The 13,771-nt window shown below is 68.7% G+C and carries 9 protein-coding genes; 6 read left to right on the top strand and 3 right to left on the bottom strand.

Features of this window, described 5'->3' with window-relative positions; all coding sequences use genetic code 11:
* Positions 1–90 precede the first annotated feature (90 nt).
* Positions 91–717, top strand: coding sequence for a VOC family protein (locus L324_RS01185; protein WP_037303452.1), 627 nt, complete (start codon positions 91–93; stop codon positions 715–717).
* Here the strand turns inward: L324_RS01185 and L324_RS01180 are convergent.
* Positions 688–2,445, bottom strand: a complete 1,758-nt coding sequence (locus L324_RS01180) for an NAD+ synthase (RefSeq protein ID WP_037303451.1) — start codon at positions 2,443–2,445, stop codon at positions 688–690. The two genes, L324_RS01185 and L324_RS01180, sit on opposite strands and share 30 nt — an antisense overlap.
* Positions 2,446–2,667: 222 nt before the next feature.
* Positions 2,668–4,995 (bottom strand): accessory Sec system translocase SecA2, encoded by a 2,328-nt coding sequence (gene secA2, locus L324_RS01175; protein ID WP_037303450.1) that lies wholly within the window; start codon positions 4,993–4,995, stop codon positions 2,668–2,670.
* A 150-nt stretch (positions 4,996–5,145) separates the two neighbouring features.
* Here secA2 and L324_RS01170 point away from each other — a divergent pair, with 150 nt between their 5' ends.
* Both L324_RS01170 and L324_RS01165 read left to right on the top strand, forming a co-directional pair.
* The gene (locus L324_RS01170) at positions 5,146–6,717 is read left to right on the top strand and encodes an alpha/beta hydrolase (protein WP_201769628.1); all 1,572 of its coding nucleotides are present in this window, start codon (positions 5,146–5,148) and stop codon (positions 6,715–6,717) included.
* A 52-nt stretch (positions 6,718–6,769) separates the two neighbouring features.
* The gene (locus L324_RS01165) at positions 6,770–8,329 is read left to right on the top strand and encodes an alpha/beta hydrolase (RefSeq protein ID WP_081736156.1); all 1,560 of its coding nucleotides are present in this window, start codon (positions 6,770–6,772) and stop codon (positions 8,327–8,329) included.
* Between the two features lie 77 nt (positions 8,330–8,406).
* Here the strand turns inward: L324_RS01165 and L324_RS01155 are convergent, their stop codons facing one another.
* Positions 8,407–9,069 carry an LppX_LprAFG lipoprotein gene (locus L324_RS01155; RefSeq protein WP_235783373.1) on the bottom strand — a complete coding sequence of 221 codons (663 nt, stop codon included), beginning with the start codon at positions 9,067–9,069 and terminating at the stop codon, positions 8,407–8,409.
* A 107-nt stretch (positions 9,070–9,176) separates the two neighbouring features.
* On the opposite strand from L324_RS01155, the gene L324_RS01150 reads away from it, so the two are divergent.
* From L324_RS01150 to L324_RS01140, 3 genes are all read left to right on the top strand, one after another.
* Positions 9,177–10,442 carry an MFS transporter gene (locus L324_RS01150; protein ID WP_037303448.1) on the top strand — a complete coding sequence of 422 codons (1,266 nt, stop codon included), beginning with the start codon at positions 9,177–9,179 and terminating at the stop codon, positions 10,440–10,442.
* 68 nt (positions 10,443–10,510) lie between these two features.
* Complete coding sequence (gene glnA, locus L324_RS01145) at positions 10,511–11,854, top strand: type I glutamate--ammonia ligase (RefSeq protein ID WP_037303423.1); 1,344 nt, start codon at positions 10,511–10,513, stop codon at positions 11,852–11,854.
* A 14-nt stretch (positions 11,855–11,868) separates the two neighbouring features.
* Positions 11,869–13,431 carry an amidase gene (locus L324_RS01140; RefSeq protein ID WP_037303422.1) on the top strand — a complete coding sequence of 521 codons (1,563 nt, stop codon included), beginning with the start codon at positions 11,869–11,871 and terminating at the stop codon, positions 13,429–13,431.
* Positions 13,432–13,771 lie beyond the last annotated feature (340 nt).

Below are 13,771 nucleotides of genomic sequence, written 5' to 3'. Positions count from 1 at the left end.
CAGGTCCGACAGTTTCGGCTTCGCCGCGTTCCGGCCGGGAAACCCGTGCCGCGGTGCCGCCGAGGCGCCGTCTGCGGTAGGAGTATGGACATGAACGACCTCGTGCTTGATCACCTCGTCTACGCCGGGCCGAATCTCGAAGAGGCCGTAGCGCGCGTCGCCGATCTGACCGGTGTCACGCCCGTACGCGGTGGCAGGCATGTCGGGCTCGGCACGGCCAACTATCTGGCCGATCTCGGTGCCGGTGCCTACTTGGAGGTGGTCGGGCCGGATCCGGATCAACCCGAGCACATCGGGCCGCGGCCGTTCGGCATCGACGAGCTGACCGCGCCCGCGCTGGTCACCTGGGCCGCACGAGTGCGGGACATCGACAACGCGATCGCCGAGGCACGCGAGCGCGGTTACGACCCGGGGGAGGCGTTCGAGATGTCGCGCGCCACCGACGACGGCGAACTGCTGACCTGGCGTCTCACCGGCGCCGGCGGCCTCGACGGGCTCGCGCCCTTCCTCATCGACTGGGGGAGCACCCCGCATCCGACGACACGGGGACTCCCGTCGATCCCGCTGCTCCTGGTCACCGGTGTCCACCCCGAGCCCGCCGCGGTGGAAACCGCGGTGCGGGCGCTCGGGATGGACATGCTCGTCCGGCGTGACGACCGGCCCGGCCTGGTGGCCGTACTGCAGAACTCAGCGGGGAAGCAGGTCGCGCTGAGCTGACCGGATCACGACCTCGCCCTCGCGCCAGCCGTTGGTCATCGGCAGCCGCCGGTCCCGGCCGAACGCCTTGAACGTGATCTTGGTGCCGGGCGGGTACTGGCGCCGCTTGTATTCGGCCTTGTCGACCATGCGCACCACCCGGTCGATGGTTTCCGGCTCGAAGCCGGCGTCGACCAGGTCGACGTAGCCGCGGTCGCCCTCGATGTAGTCGTCGAGGATGTCGTCGAGCATGAGGTAATCGGGCAGCGAGTCGCTGTCGAGCTGACCGGGCCGCAGCTCGGCCGACGGCGGCTTCGTGATCGAGTTCTCCGGGATGGGCGGGGTCTCGCCGTTCTTCTCGGCTTCCGCGTTGCGCCATTTGGCCAGATGCCAGACGTGCGTCTTGAACAGGTCCTTGATCGGCGCGAAGGCCCCCACGGCGTCGCCGTAGATCGTCGAGTAACCGACGGCGAGTTCGGTCTTGTTGCCGGTGGCGAGCACCAGGTGACCGTCCTGGTTGGACAGCGCCATCAGCAGCATGCCGCGGACCCGGGCCTGGATGTTCTCTTCGGCGAGTCCGGTCAGCTGAAGCTGGTCGACGTAGACCTTGACCATGTCGGCGATCGGCTCGACGCGATAGTGCGCGCCGATGCGGCGGGCGAGGTCCGCGGCGTCGTCCTTCGAGTGGGAGGACGAGTACTCCGAAGGCATCGAAACGCCGTATACGTTGTCGCCACCGAGCGCGTCCGCGGCCAGCGCGGCCACGACCGCCGAGTCGATGCCACCGGAGAACCCGAAGGTCACCGACGAGAAGCCGTTCTTGTGCACGTAGTCACGCAGGCCGACGACGAGCGCGTGCCACACCTCGGCTTCGTCCGACAGCGGTTCGCTGATCGCCGACTCGGTGCTCGGGGTGTAGGCGGGAACCGGGTCCTCGCCGAGCACTCGACGAGTGACCCGCAGACCGTCGAACTCGCCCTCGGCGGTGTGCCCGCCCGCGTCGAGATCGGTGTCGACCACGAGCAGATGCTCGACGAACTGCGGCGCGCGCGCCAGCAACCGGCCGTCCGCGCCGACCACGATCGAGTCGCCGTCGAACACGAGGTCGTCCTGGCCGCCGATCTGGTTCGTGTAGACCAGCGGCGCCCCGGCCTCGGCCGCGCGGCGGGCGATCAGCGGCAGGCGGATGTCGTCCTTCGCGCGCTCGTACGGTGAGGCGTTGGGCGCGACCACGAGATCCACCCCGGCCTTGCCCAGCGCGGAGATCGGGCCGCCGTCCTGCCAGACGTCCTCGCAGATCACCATGCCGACGTCGACGCCGTGGAAGCGGACGATCTCGAGGTCATGGCCCGGCTTGAACCAGCGGTGCTCGTCGAAGACGCCGTAGTTGGGCAGGTGGTGCTTGAACTGGCGGGCGACCACTTCGCCGCGGTACAGCGCGGCGGCCGCGTCGCGCGGGCCGGTCTCGTCGAGGTCGAGGTAGCCGATGTAGGTGAGCACCTCTCCGCAGCCCGCTTCGTCGAGGCGGCGGGCGAGGGCTTCGACCATCTGCTTCGAGGCGGAGGCGAAGGCCGGGCGGAGAGCGAGGTCCTCGACCGGATAGCCGGTGAGGGACATCTCCGGGAAGACCGCGATGTGGGCGCCCGCTTCGGCGGCCTTGCGGGTCCATGCGACGGTGAGCTCGGCGTTGCCCTCGAGGTCGCCGACGGTGGTGTTGACCTGGGCCAGTGCGATGCGCAGTTGCGGCATGCCGACATTCTCACCCACCGGCGTCCGCGGGGACGAGTGGATGTGTGGAATCGCCCACCTGGGTCCGGTGCGCCGGTGCCGCGCGGGGAGGGAGCAAGGGACCTTTGCTATCGCCGGGGCGCTGACCTGGGGATTCGCGCAAAAGAGAGCGGGGGACCTTTGCTATCACTCTCCGAAAGAGAGTGATAGCAAAGGTCCCCCGCTTCGTTCCGGGGCCCGGAGCTACTTCCGCTTGATCATGCTCCGCACCTTCTTGATGGTCTGCTCGAAGTCGGAGTCGAACGGGTTGTCGTGCACCAGATAGGTCCACGTCGTGTTCGCCCGCCGCACACCGGCGTCACCGAGGTCGATCCCGTTCTCGGTGATCTCGGCTTCCTCGAGCGTCTTCGCCGCCCGCTCGGCCGCCTCCGGGATGATCTTGTGGAACTCGGGGATCGCCGCGCGGTGGAACTCGTCGATCGGCGTCTCCCGCGCCAGCGCCCGCAGGTGGATGCTCTCCCGCACGTCGGTCAGGAACGCCAGGTGGTCCGACCACAGCTGGTCGATGTGGAACAGCAGCACCTCGCGGCACAGCTGCTCGACGCGAGCCTCGTCGTCGACGGCCTCCGACAGCTCCTTGAACTTCTCCGGGTGCGCCTTCTCCAGCACCTCCGCCGCGTGCGCCGTCCGCAGCACCTTGTCCCGGTGCTCGAGCAGCTCGCCGCGCTGCCGCTCGATCAGCCGCGTGTAGCGCCAGGTGTTCCGGTGGATCTCCAGGTCGACACCCTCGGCGACGCGCTGCGCGTGGTTGATCTGCCGCAGCGCCGCCGGGTCGGTGATCTCGCCGCTGCCCACGTCCGAGCTGATGCCCTCGGGGATGTCCGGCGCGTTCGACAGCACGAGTTCGTCGTTCAGGCTGGCGAAGAACACCGCGCTGCCCGGGTCGCCCTGCCGTCCGGACCGGCCGCGCAGCTGACCGTCCAGCCTGCTCGACGGGTAGCGGGCGGTGCCGATCACGTGCAGGCCGCCCAGCTCGACGACCTCTTCGCGGCCTTCGCCGTCCTTGCCGCCGAGCCGGATGTCGGTACCGCGACCGGCCATCTGGGTCGAAACGGTGACCGCGCCCTTCTTACCGGCGTCGGCGATGATCGCGGCCTCTTCAGCGTCGTTACGCGCGTTCAGCACGACGCATTCGAGGTCCGCCTTCGCCAGCTTTTCGGCCAGTTCCTCGGATTCGGCGACGTCCTGGGTGCCGACGAGAATCGGCCGCCCGCTCTCGTGCACGCGCCGGATCTCCTCCTCGATCGCGCGCAGCTTCTGCGACGGCGATCCGAAGATCCGGTCCTCCTGGTCCTCACGGATGTTCGGCGTGTTCGGCGGGATGACCGCGACCTCGAGCTTGTAGAACTCGCGCAGCTGCTCGGCGACCGCGACCGCGGTACCGGTCATGCCCGCGACCTCGGGGTAGCGCGCGAGCAGCGCCTGCACGGTGATCGAGTCGAGGATCTCGCCCCGGTCGGTCGCCTTGACCTGTTCCTTCGCCTCGACGGCGGCCTGGAGACCGTCCGGCCAGCGCTGCAGTTCGGCGACGCGGCCGCGCGCGGCGTTGATCAGCTGCACCTTGCCGTCGCGCACGAGGTAGTCGACGTCGCGGGTGAGCAGCGCGTGCGCGTGCAGCGCCACGTTCACCGCGGGCAGCCGGTCCGAGCCGGTCTCGTCGTAGAGGTTGATGTCGTCGCCGAGTGCCTTCTCGACCACCGACGCGCCCGCCTTGGTCAGCCAGGCGTTGCGGCCGTCGGCGTCGGTCTCGTAGTGCAGGCCGAGCCGCAGCCGCCGGACGATGTTCGCGACCTCTTCGTCGGCGTCGGTGTGGTCGATCGACCCCGCCATCACCAGCGGCACGCGGGCCTCGTCGACCAGCACGGAGTCCGCTTCGTCGACGATCGCCACCTCGGGAGCGCGCTGGACCAGGTCCTCTTCGCGGGTCACCAGCCGGTCGCGCAGTACGTCGAAGCCGATCTCGCTGACAGCGCCGTACGTGACTTCCTTCGCGTACGCCTCGCGGCGCTCGTCGCGGGAGTGAGCCGGTTCGATCCACCCGACGGACACACCGAGCAGGTCGTAGATCGGGCCCATCCACTCCGCGTCACGGCGGGCGAGGTAGTCGTTCACCGTGACGACGTGGACGTGCTTGCCGCGCAGGGCGTATCCCGCCCCGGCCAGCGCACCCGCCAGCGTCTTGCCCTCACCGGTCTCCATCTGCACGATATGCCCGCTGAGCAGGCCCATCGTGCCGATCAGCTGCACGTCGAAGGCGCGCTCGCCGAGTGCGCGCCGCGCGGCCTCACGGCCGAGCGCGCACACCTCGATCAGCTGGTCGTTGCCGAACGAGGCCGCGTCCCGAAGCTTGCCGGCCCGCTCTGTCAGCTCCTTGTCGGAGAGCTTCTCCAACTCGGGCTCGAGCTTCTCGATGGCCGGCAGCAGCGCTTCGTAGCGGGTCAGCTCGACGCTGCCCGGCCGCTGGATGATCCGGCGCAGCTTCTTGCCCACCCGGCTGATCAGTGCTGCCACCCCTGTGCTCCCGTCTGTTTCTTCTGCCGTCCGCACCCGTACCACCAACGCGGTGGTGGTGCGGCCGAGTTCCACGGCCGATGGCACGATCCAACCGTGTCCACTCATGTCAGCGCCAGGTCCCGTGCCCGCCGATTCGCCGCGATCTCGCTGTCCGGCCTGCTCGCCGTCACTTTCGCCGCGTGCTCGTCGGGAAAGGGTAGAACTCAGCCGCCGCCTCCGGCGACCGAATCGCACGCCCCGTCCGGCCAGGTGCCCGCGGGACTCGAGAAGTTCTACGGACAGAGTCTGACCTGGGCCGACTGTGCACCCTACGCGACATCCGATGACGCAAAAGCGGCGTTTCGAGTGAAGGACGCACAGTGCGCCCGGCTGACCGTCCCGCTCGACTACGCGAAGCCTGAAGGCGACTCGATCACGCTCGGCCTGCTGCGCCGGAAGGCGCTGGAAACCGACGAAAGGATTGGGGCGCTCGTGGTCAACCCCGGTGGCCCCGGCGCCTCCGGCATGGCGGCCGCGGCCGGTCTGGCCTCCCGGACGGCGACGAACGAGCTGGGCAAACGCTTCGACATTGTCGGTTTCGACCCGCGAGGCATCGGCGCGAGCCAGCCGCAGATCCGCTGCCTGACCGACGCCGAACGCGACGCGGACCGGGCGGACGACAGCGAGACGGACGGCTCACCCGACGGGGTGAAAAAGCAGGAGGCCGAGTCCCAGGACTTCGCGGCCAAGTGCGCCCAGCGGACCGAACACGGCACGGCGATGCTCGCGAACGTGGGCACCCGCGACGTCGTCAAGGACATGGACATCCTGCGTTCGGTGCTCGGCGACCCCAAACTGAACTACGTCGGCTACTCGTACGGAACGCGCATCGGATCCGCCTACGCGGAGGCCTTCCCGGCGAACGTCCGCGCGCTGGTGCTCGACGGGGCCGTCGACCCGGAGCAGGACGCGGTGGAGTCGCTGGTCGCGCAGGGGCAGGGCTTCGGCAAGGCGTTCGGGGAGTTCTCCACCTGGTGTGCCGCGCGGGAGGACTGCGCGCTCGGACGCGACGCCGCAGGGGTGACGAAGGCGTTCCAGGATCTGGTGCGGCCGCTGATCGACTTCCCGGTCCCGGTCGGCGACGGCCGGAAGCTGTCGTACGAGGACGCGACCACCGGCGTGATCCAGGCCCTCTACCAGGAAGATCTCTGGGAAACGCTGAACACCGCGCTCAACGAACTGAAGCGTCAGCGCGGCGACGCCCTGGAAAAGCTCGCGGACCTCTACAACGAGCGCGGCGCCGACGGCCGCTATGGGACGACGCAGGACGCCTTCGTCGCGATCCGGTGCGTCGACGACCCGCGGGTCACCGATCCCGCGAAGATCCTCGACGCGCAGAAGCGGTACGCGCAGGCGGCGCCGTTCCTCGACGACGGCAAACCGGACGGTGCCGCCCGCGACTCCTGCGCCTTCTGGCCGGTGCCCAACACCTCCGAGCCGCACCAGCCCAACGTCGAGGGCCTCCCGAAGACGCTGGTCATCTCGACGACCAACGACCCGGCGACGCCCTACCAAGCGGGCGTCAACCTGGCGAAAGCGATCAAGGGAGCTTTGCTGACGTTCGAGGGCAACCAGCACACGGTGTTCCTCCAGGGCGTCCCGTGCGTCGACCAGATCGGCATCAAGTACCTGGTGGACGGCGCCGTGCCGGACGAGGGCACGCGCTGCGCGGCGAAGTAACGAGTTCGGCGCGAAGGCCTGCGACAGGCCGGGACGCTGCGAAGATCGCGAGATGAGCCTTCGCCGCGTCCCGGTCGTGCTCGCCGCCGTGCTGGTCGCTTCGTGCACGACGCAGCAGCAGCCGCAGCCCGCGCCGTCGGCCCCTCCGCCGACCCCGACGACCTCCGCGTCGCCGACTCCGGATCCGAAGGCGCTCGAGAAGTTCACAGCGCAGAAGCTGGCATGGGGTCAGTGCGCGGGCTTCACGGACAAGGCGTTCGACTGCGCGAAGCTCACCGTGCCACTCGACTACCTGAAACCGGACGGGGAGACGATCTCGATCGGCGTCCTCCGGCACAAAGCGAAGAAGGCCGATCAGCGGATCGGGTCGCTCGTGATCAACCCCGGTGGGCCCGGTGGCTCGGGCGTCTCGGCCGCGGCACGTATCGCGAAGTCCCGTCCCGCCGCCACCCTGGCCACGCGGTTCGACATCGTCGGATTCGACCCGCGCGGCGTCGGGACCAGCGAACCGAAGCTCGTCTGCCTCACCGACGCCGAACGCGACGCGGACCGTGCCGAGGATTCGGAGAGCGACACGACCTCCGGCGGGATCGCGAAGCAACTCGCCGACGCCAAGGCGTACGCCGCGAAGTGTGTCGAGCGCACGAAGCACGGCCAAGAGATGCTCGCCAACATCGGGACCAGGGACGTCGTCCGCGATCTCGACGTCCTGCGCTCCGCCCTCGGCGACGAAAAGCTCACCTACCTGGGCTTTTCGTACGGCACGCAGATCGGGACCGCCTACGCCGAGGCCTACCCGGACAAGGTGCGGGCGCTGCTCCTCGACGGCGCGGTCGATCCCGAACTCGACACCGCCGAATCGCTCGTCACGCAGATGGCGGGCTTCCAGAACACGTTCGCCGAATTCGGCAAATGGTGCGCCGCCCGCCAGGACTGCGCGCTCGGGCGCGACGCCGGCGCGATGACGAAGGCGTTCCAGGACCTGGTCCGGCCGCTGATCACCAGGCCCGCCCCGGCCGGAAACCGCGAACTCTCCTTCGAGGACGCCATCACCGGAACCAGCGCCGCGCTGTACTCACAGGACGCGTGGAAGTTCCTCAACGACGGGTTCGCCGAACTCAAGCGGGGGAGCGGCAAAACCCTGGTCGCGCTCGCCGACAGCTACTACGGCCGTGAGCCGGACGGCCGGTACACCGGGATCCTCGACGTCTACTTCGCCGTCCGCTGCGTCGACAGCGCGCGGATCACCGACCGCCGCGTCATCGACGGCGCCCACGAGCGGATGTACCAGGGCGCGCCGTTCCTCACCGGTGGCACGCCGGACATGAGCGAACTCGACATCTGCTCGGTCTGGCCGGCCCCCGCCACCTCTGAAGTGCACAAACCCGACGTCGAAGGCCTGCCGCGGCCGCTGGTCATCTCGACCACCGACGATCCGGCGACCCCGTACGCGTCCGGCGTGAACCTCGCGCGGGACCTCAAGGGAGCTTTGCTCACGTTCGAGGGCGCGCAGCACACCGTGTTCCTCGACGGCAACGAGTGCGTCGACGGTGCGGGCTTCGCGTACCTGATCGACGGCAAACTGCCCGCACCCGACACCCGCTGCACCTAGCGGGGGAGCAAGGGACCTTTGCTATCGCCGCACCCGCTGACCTGGCCTTTTCACCCCAGGGAAGCAAGGGACCTTTGCTATCGCCCGCCCCCGACGACCGCCACGTTATGCCTGGTCAACGCTAGTTCCAACATCACCGCGAACTCCTCCGGCCGCGTCGGCGGCACCTGCACCCAAACCCGCACCAGCCGCCGCGGCTCGTCCTGCGAAATCCACAGCTTCACGAACACGTCCGACTTGATCTCCGGCACGATCCCGCCGATCACCGAGGCCGGCACCTTCGCGCCGATCCGGAACGAGTCGGTGTCCTGCACCCGCTCCCACCGCTCGCCCCGCAAATCGGTCGCCCCGAGCAGCAGCCGCCGCAGCCCGCCATCGGCCCCGAGCATCGCACGCGGCGTGTAAGGCGCCGAAGCCGGAACCACCCGATCCACGTCAGGACCACTGAGCGTGATCTCCGAACCGGACAGCCGGTACTTGACCTTCACCCGTTCGAAGTCATCCTGCAGATCGGCATTACCGACCGCGCTGCCATCCCGGCCGCCATCGAGGCTGATATCGCCGTCGAGCCCGCGCACCGGAAGCCCGGTGACGACGCCGTTCACCCCGAGCTTGAACCGCACGCTGCGCAACGAGACGAGGGAGTCGGCCGCCGCGCTCACGAATTCCTGGGCAGGCGGCAACGGGGGAGACCCCGCGCAGCCGCCGATGAGCCCGATCGTGAGCAGCAGCGCCGGCACGAGGTGACGGCAGCGCATGGCCAGAGCCTATGGCCTTGGCCCGAATCTTTCGCACGGTGTCCTTCCGGCCGCTTCCGTCGGAAGCCGCCGGCGATGACGCTGTACCCGTGCAACCTGAGACTCGACTCCACCGAGCGTGGTTCGTCGCCGCCGCCGCATTCATCGCCCTGCTCGCCGCCGCCGGTTTCCGCGCCGCCCCCGGTGTGCTCATCGACCCGCTTCACAACGAGTTCGGCTGGTCCCGCGCGACGATCGCGTCAGCCGTCTCCGTGAACCTCGTGCTCTACGGCCTCTTCTCACCCTTCGCGGCGGCTCTCATGGAGCGCTTCGGCATGCGACGCGTCGCCTCGACGGCGCTCTTCGTCGTCGCGATCGGTGCGGGCGGCACGGTGTTCATGAGCGCGAGCTGGCAGCTCATCCTCTGCTGGGGCGTCCTGGTCGGCGTCGGCACAGGTTCGATGGCGATGAGCTTCGCCGCGACGGTCGCCGCCCGCTGGTTCGTCCGCAGCCGCGGCGTCGTCACCGGCGTCCTCACCGCCGCGGGAGCCACCGGCCAGCTGATCTTCCTCCCGATCGTGGCGAACCTCGCCGTCGACGAAGGCTGGCGGACGGCGTCGCTCGTCATCGCCATCGCCGCACTGGCCGTCGTCCCCGTCGTCCTTCTGGTGGTCCGCGATCACCCGTCCGACGTCGGCACGACCGCGTACGGCGCGGAACCCGGCGAAGTCGCCCCCGTTCCTCGTACGGGTGGTTCGGCCCGTCGCGCACTCTCGGTCCTCGGCTCGGCGGCACGCACGAGGACGTTCTGGTTGCTCGCGGCCGGTTTCGCGATCTGCGGTGCCACGACGAACGGCCTGGTCAGCACCCACTTCGTTCCTGCGGCGCACGACCACGGCATGCCACAGACCACCGCCGCCGGCCTGCTCGCCCTCGTCGGGATCTTCGACGTCGTCGGCACGATCGCCTCCGGCTGGCTCACGGATCGGGTCGATCCGCGGATCCTTCTCGGCGTCTACTACGCCCTTCGCGGTGTCTCGCTCGCGCTGCTGCCGCAACTGCTGAGCGGATCAGTCGAACCGAGCATGTGGGCCTTCATCGTCTTCTACGGCCTCGACTGGGTGGCGACGGTTCCGCCGACGGTCGCGCTCTGCGTCCGCCAGTTCGGCGCCGCCGGACCGATCGTCTTCGGCTGGGTCTTCGCCAGTCACCAGCTCGGCGCCGGTCTCGCGGCCTTCGGCGCCGGCGCGATCCGAGACTCTTCCGGCAGCTACGCGCTCGCCTGGTACATCGCCGCGGGTCTCGCCGTGCTCGCTTCGGTCGCTTCGCTGTCGATCGCGAAGGCCGCGAAACCCGAAGCGGTTCTCGTGGCGTGATCCACCACTTCCGGTCGAACGGCGCGTCGCGAAACATGTCGTTAACACGTTCTCGTTAGGGTGCGGCCATGGATCGCCAGCAGGAGTTCGTGCTCCGCACCTTGGAAGAGCGCGACATCCGTTTCGTCAGGCTCTGGTTCACCGACGTGCTGGGGTTTCTCAAGTCCGTCGCCGTAGCGCCCGCCGAGCTCGAGGGCGCCTTCAGTGAGGGGATCGGCTTCGATGGATCGGCCATCGAAGGATTCGCGCGCGTCTACGAATCCGACATGGTCGCGAAGCCGGACCCGGCCACGTTCCAGGTACTGCCCTGGGAGACCCCGGACGGCGGCCCGTACTCGGCACGCATGTTCTGCGACATCGCGATGCCGGACGGCTCCCCGTCCTGGGCGGACCCCCGCCACGTCCTGCGCAGGCAGCTCTCGAAGGCGGCCGAAGCGGGTTTCACCTGCTACGTCCACCCGGAAATCGAGTTCTTCCTGCTCGCCAGCCTGCCGGACGACGGCAGCGAGCCCGAGCCGGCGGACAACGGCGGGTACTTTGACCAGGCCAGCCACGCGACCGCGACGCACTTCCGCCGTCACGCCATCGAGACGCTCGAGGCGATGGGGATCTCGGTCGAGTTCAGCCATCACGAGGGCGCGCCCGGCCAGCAGGAGATCGACCTCAGGTACGCCGACGCGCTGACCATGGCCGACAACGTGATGACCTTCCGTTACGTCGTGAAGGAGGTCGCGCTCACCCAGGGGGTCCGGGCGACCTTCATGCCGAAGCCGTTCACCAACCAGCCGGGCTCGGGGATGCACACCCACGTGAGCCTGTTCGAAGGTGACCGCAACGCCTTCTATGACGCGGAAGACCCGTACGAGCTGTCCGCGACCGGCAAGGCCTTCGTGGCGGGGCTGCTGCACCACGCGAAGGAGATCTCGGCGGTCACCAACCAGTGGGTGAACTCCTACAAGCGGCTGATCAGCGGCAGTGAGGCACCGACCACCGTTTCGTGGGGCCGGGCCAACCGCTCCGCGCTGGTCAGGGTGCCGATGTACTCGCCGGGCAAGGCGTCGTCACGCCGCGTGGAGATCCGCACGCTCGACTCCGCGTGCAACCCGTATCTGGCCTACTCGGTCATCCTGGCCGCCGGCCTCAAGGGCATCGAAAAGGGCTACGAGCTGCCGCCTCCCGCCGAGGACAACATCTGGCAGCTGTCCGACGCCGAACGCCGTGCGGCCGGATACGCCCAGCTCCCGCAGAACCTGGGCGAGGCGCTGTCCGAAATGGAGAAATCGGAACTTCTGCCCGAAGCGCTCGGAGAGCACGTTTACGACTTCTTCCTGCGCAACAAACGTGTTGAATGGGATAACTACCGCAGCGCGGTGACCCCGTACGAGCTGCGGACCCTGCTTCCGGTTCTCTAGACGAAGGAGACCTGATGGTGCGGCGACCGATGTTCCGAATCTTCACCACATCGGTCGCCGTGGCCATCACGGTGAGTATCGCGCCTGCCGTTTCCGCGGCGCCGAAATCCTTCGATCTCGACGCCGCCGACATCCCCGCCCTGCAGACGCGGATGTCCTCCGGACGGCTGACAGCGGTCGGCCTGACCTCGGCTTATCTCGATCGCATCCGGAAGCTGGACCGGAAGGTCAACGCGGTCATCGCGGTCAATCCAGCGGCGATCGCGCAGGCCGCGGAAAGTGACGGCCGTCGCCGGGCCGGTAAGACCCGAGGCCCCCTCGACGGCATCCCGGTCCTGGTGAAGGACAACGTCGACACCCACTCGATGCAGACGACCGCCGGATCACGAGCGCTGCGCAGTAAGCCCGCGAAAGACGCGACCCTGGTCCGCCGCCTGCGTGCCGCGGGCGCGGTGGTCATCGGCAAGGCGAACCTGTCCGAATGGGCGAACTTCCGCGCCGCCAAACCCACTTCCGGCTGGTCAGGCGTCGGCGGACAGACGAACAACCCCTACGTGCTCGATCGCAATCCTTGTGGGTCGTCCGCCGGATCCGCCGCGGGTGTGGCCGCGTCGCTCGCCCAGGTCGCGATCGGCAGTGAGACCGACGGCTCGATCGTCTGCCCGGCCGGGATGACCTCCACCGTGGGACACAAACCGAGTCTCGGCCTGGTGAGCCGCACCGGCGTGGTGCCGATCTCGGCCGAGCAGGACACCGCCGGCCCGATGGCCAGGCACGTCGTCGATGTCGCGCTGACCCTGTCCGCACTGCAGGGCCGGGACCCGAGCGACCCGGCCACCGGCGAGTACCCGCCGAATCAGCCGACCGACTACGCGGCGCACCTGAGGCCCGGCGTGCTGAAGGGCTCGCGGATCGGCCTCTGGCGTCTGCCGGTCCTCGGCCCCGACGTGGACACGGTGCTGACGCAGGCCAGGAATTCGCTGGTCAAAGCCGGTGCCGAGGTCGTCGAGGTGACTCCGCCGTACCAGGCCAGGCTGGGTGAACTGGAGTTCCCGGCGCTGCTCACCGAGTTCCACCGCGACATCGATCGCTACCTGGCCACCCGTCCGGAAGGACCGCGCGACCTGGCCGCGCTGATCGCCTACAACCGGTCCGACCCGCTGGAGCAGACCTGCTTCGCCGGGCAAGAACTCTTCGAGCAGGCACTCGCCGCGCCCGGCCCGGCCGATCCCGCCTACCTGGCCATGCGCCGCGAGCTGACCGACCTGGCGAAACGCTCGATCGACGAGACCCTCGCCAAGTACCGGCTCGACGCGATCGCCGCGCCGACCAACCCGCCGGCCTGGAAGACGGACTGCAAGACCGGCGACAACGACGTGATCCCGTCGTCGACGCCGGCCGCGGTCTCGGGATACCCCGCCGTCACCGTGCCCGCGGGGTTCGTCGGCGAGCTGCCGGTCGGGGTTTCGTTCATGGCGGGCCGCTGGACGGACGCCCGAGTCCTCGCCTACGCGGCCGACTTCGAGCGGATCGTCCCCGCCCGCAAACCGCCTCGCTACCTGAAGACCGTCGGATGATGGGGGTTCGTACCGGCTGACCTGCGGCGATGTCGTTAAGTGACCCCCCTGTTTTCGGGGGGTTCCGGGGCATGTAATCTTCTCTTCGTCGCCAGGAACACCGGGCCACCGGGGCCGAAAAGCCCCAGGTCAGGAACCAGGGCCGAGCGGGTTGACACCGCGAACCGGACCAGGTAACGTTCAGCGTCGGCCCACGAGCGGCCGCCGACCCCCTACGACTAAGACCGTAGGATTCGGCATGCTCGACCAAAAGCTTGTGAATATCGCTTGAAGCAATGTGTGTTGCTTGAGAACTCAACAGTGTGCTAGTGAACTAAGCCAGTAGAGCTTATGTATTTGA

The sequence above is a fragment of the Amycolatopsis orientalis DSM 40040 = KCTC 9412 genome (assembly GCF_000478275.1).
In the GTDB taxonomy this organism is placed as follows: Bacteria; Actinomycetota; Actinomycetes; order Mycobacteriales; family Pseudonocardiaceae; genus Amycolatopsis; species Amycolatopsis orientalis.
This window is presented reverse-complemented; position numbering and strand designations above follow the sequence as displayed.

Coding starts and splice junctions, on each gene's coding strand:
- L324_RS01140 (WP_037303422.1), top strand. CDS start 11,869: ATGGTGCGGCGACCGATGTTCCGAATCTTCACCACATCGGTCGCCGTG.
- L324_RS01165 (WP_081736156.1), top strand. CDS start 6,770: ATGAGCCTTCGCCGCGTCCCGGTCGTGCTCGCCGCCGTGCTGGTCGCT.
- glnA (WP_037303423.1), top strand. CDS start 10,511: ATGGATCGCCAGCAGGAGTTCGTGCTCCGCACCTTGGAAGAGCGCGAC.
- L324_RS01180 (WP_037303451.1), bottom strand. CDS start 2,445: ATGCCGCAACTGCGCATCGCACTGGCCCAGGTCAACACCACCGTCGGC.
- L324_RS01185 (WP_037303452.1), top strand. CDS start 91: ATGAACGACCTCGTGCTTGATCACCTCGTCTACGCCGGGCCGAATCTC.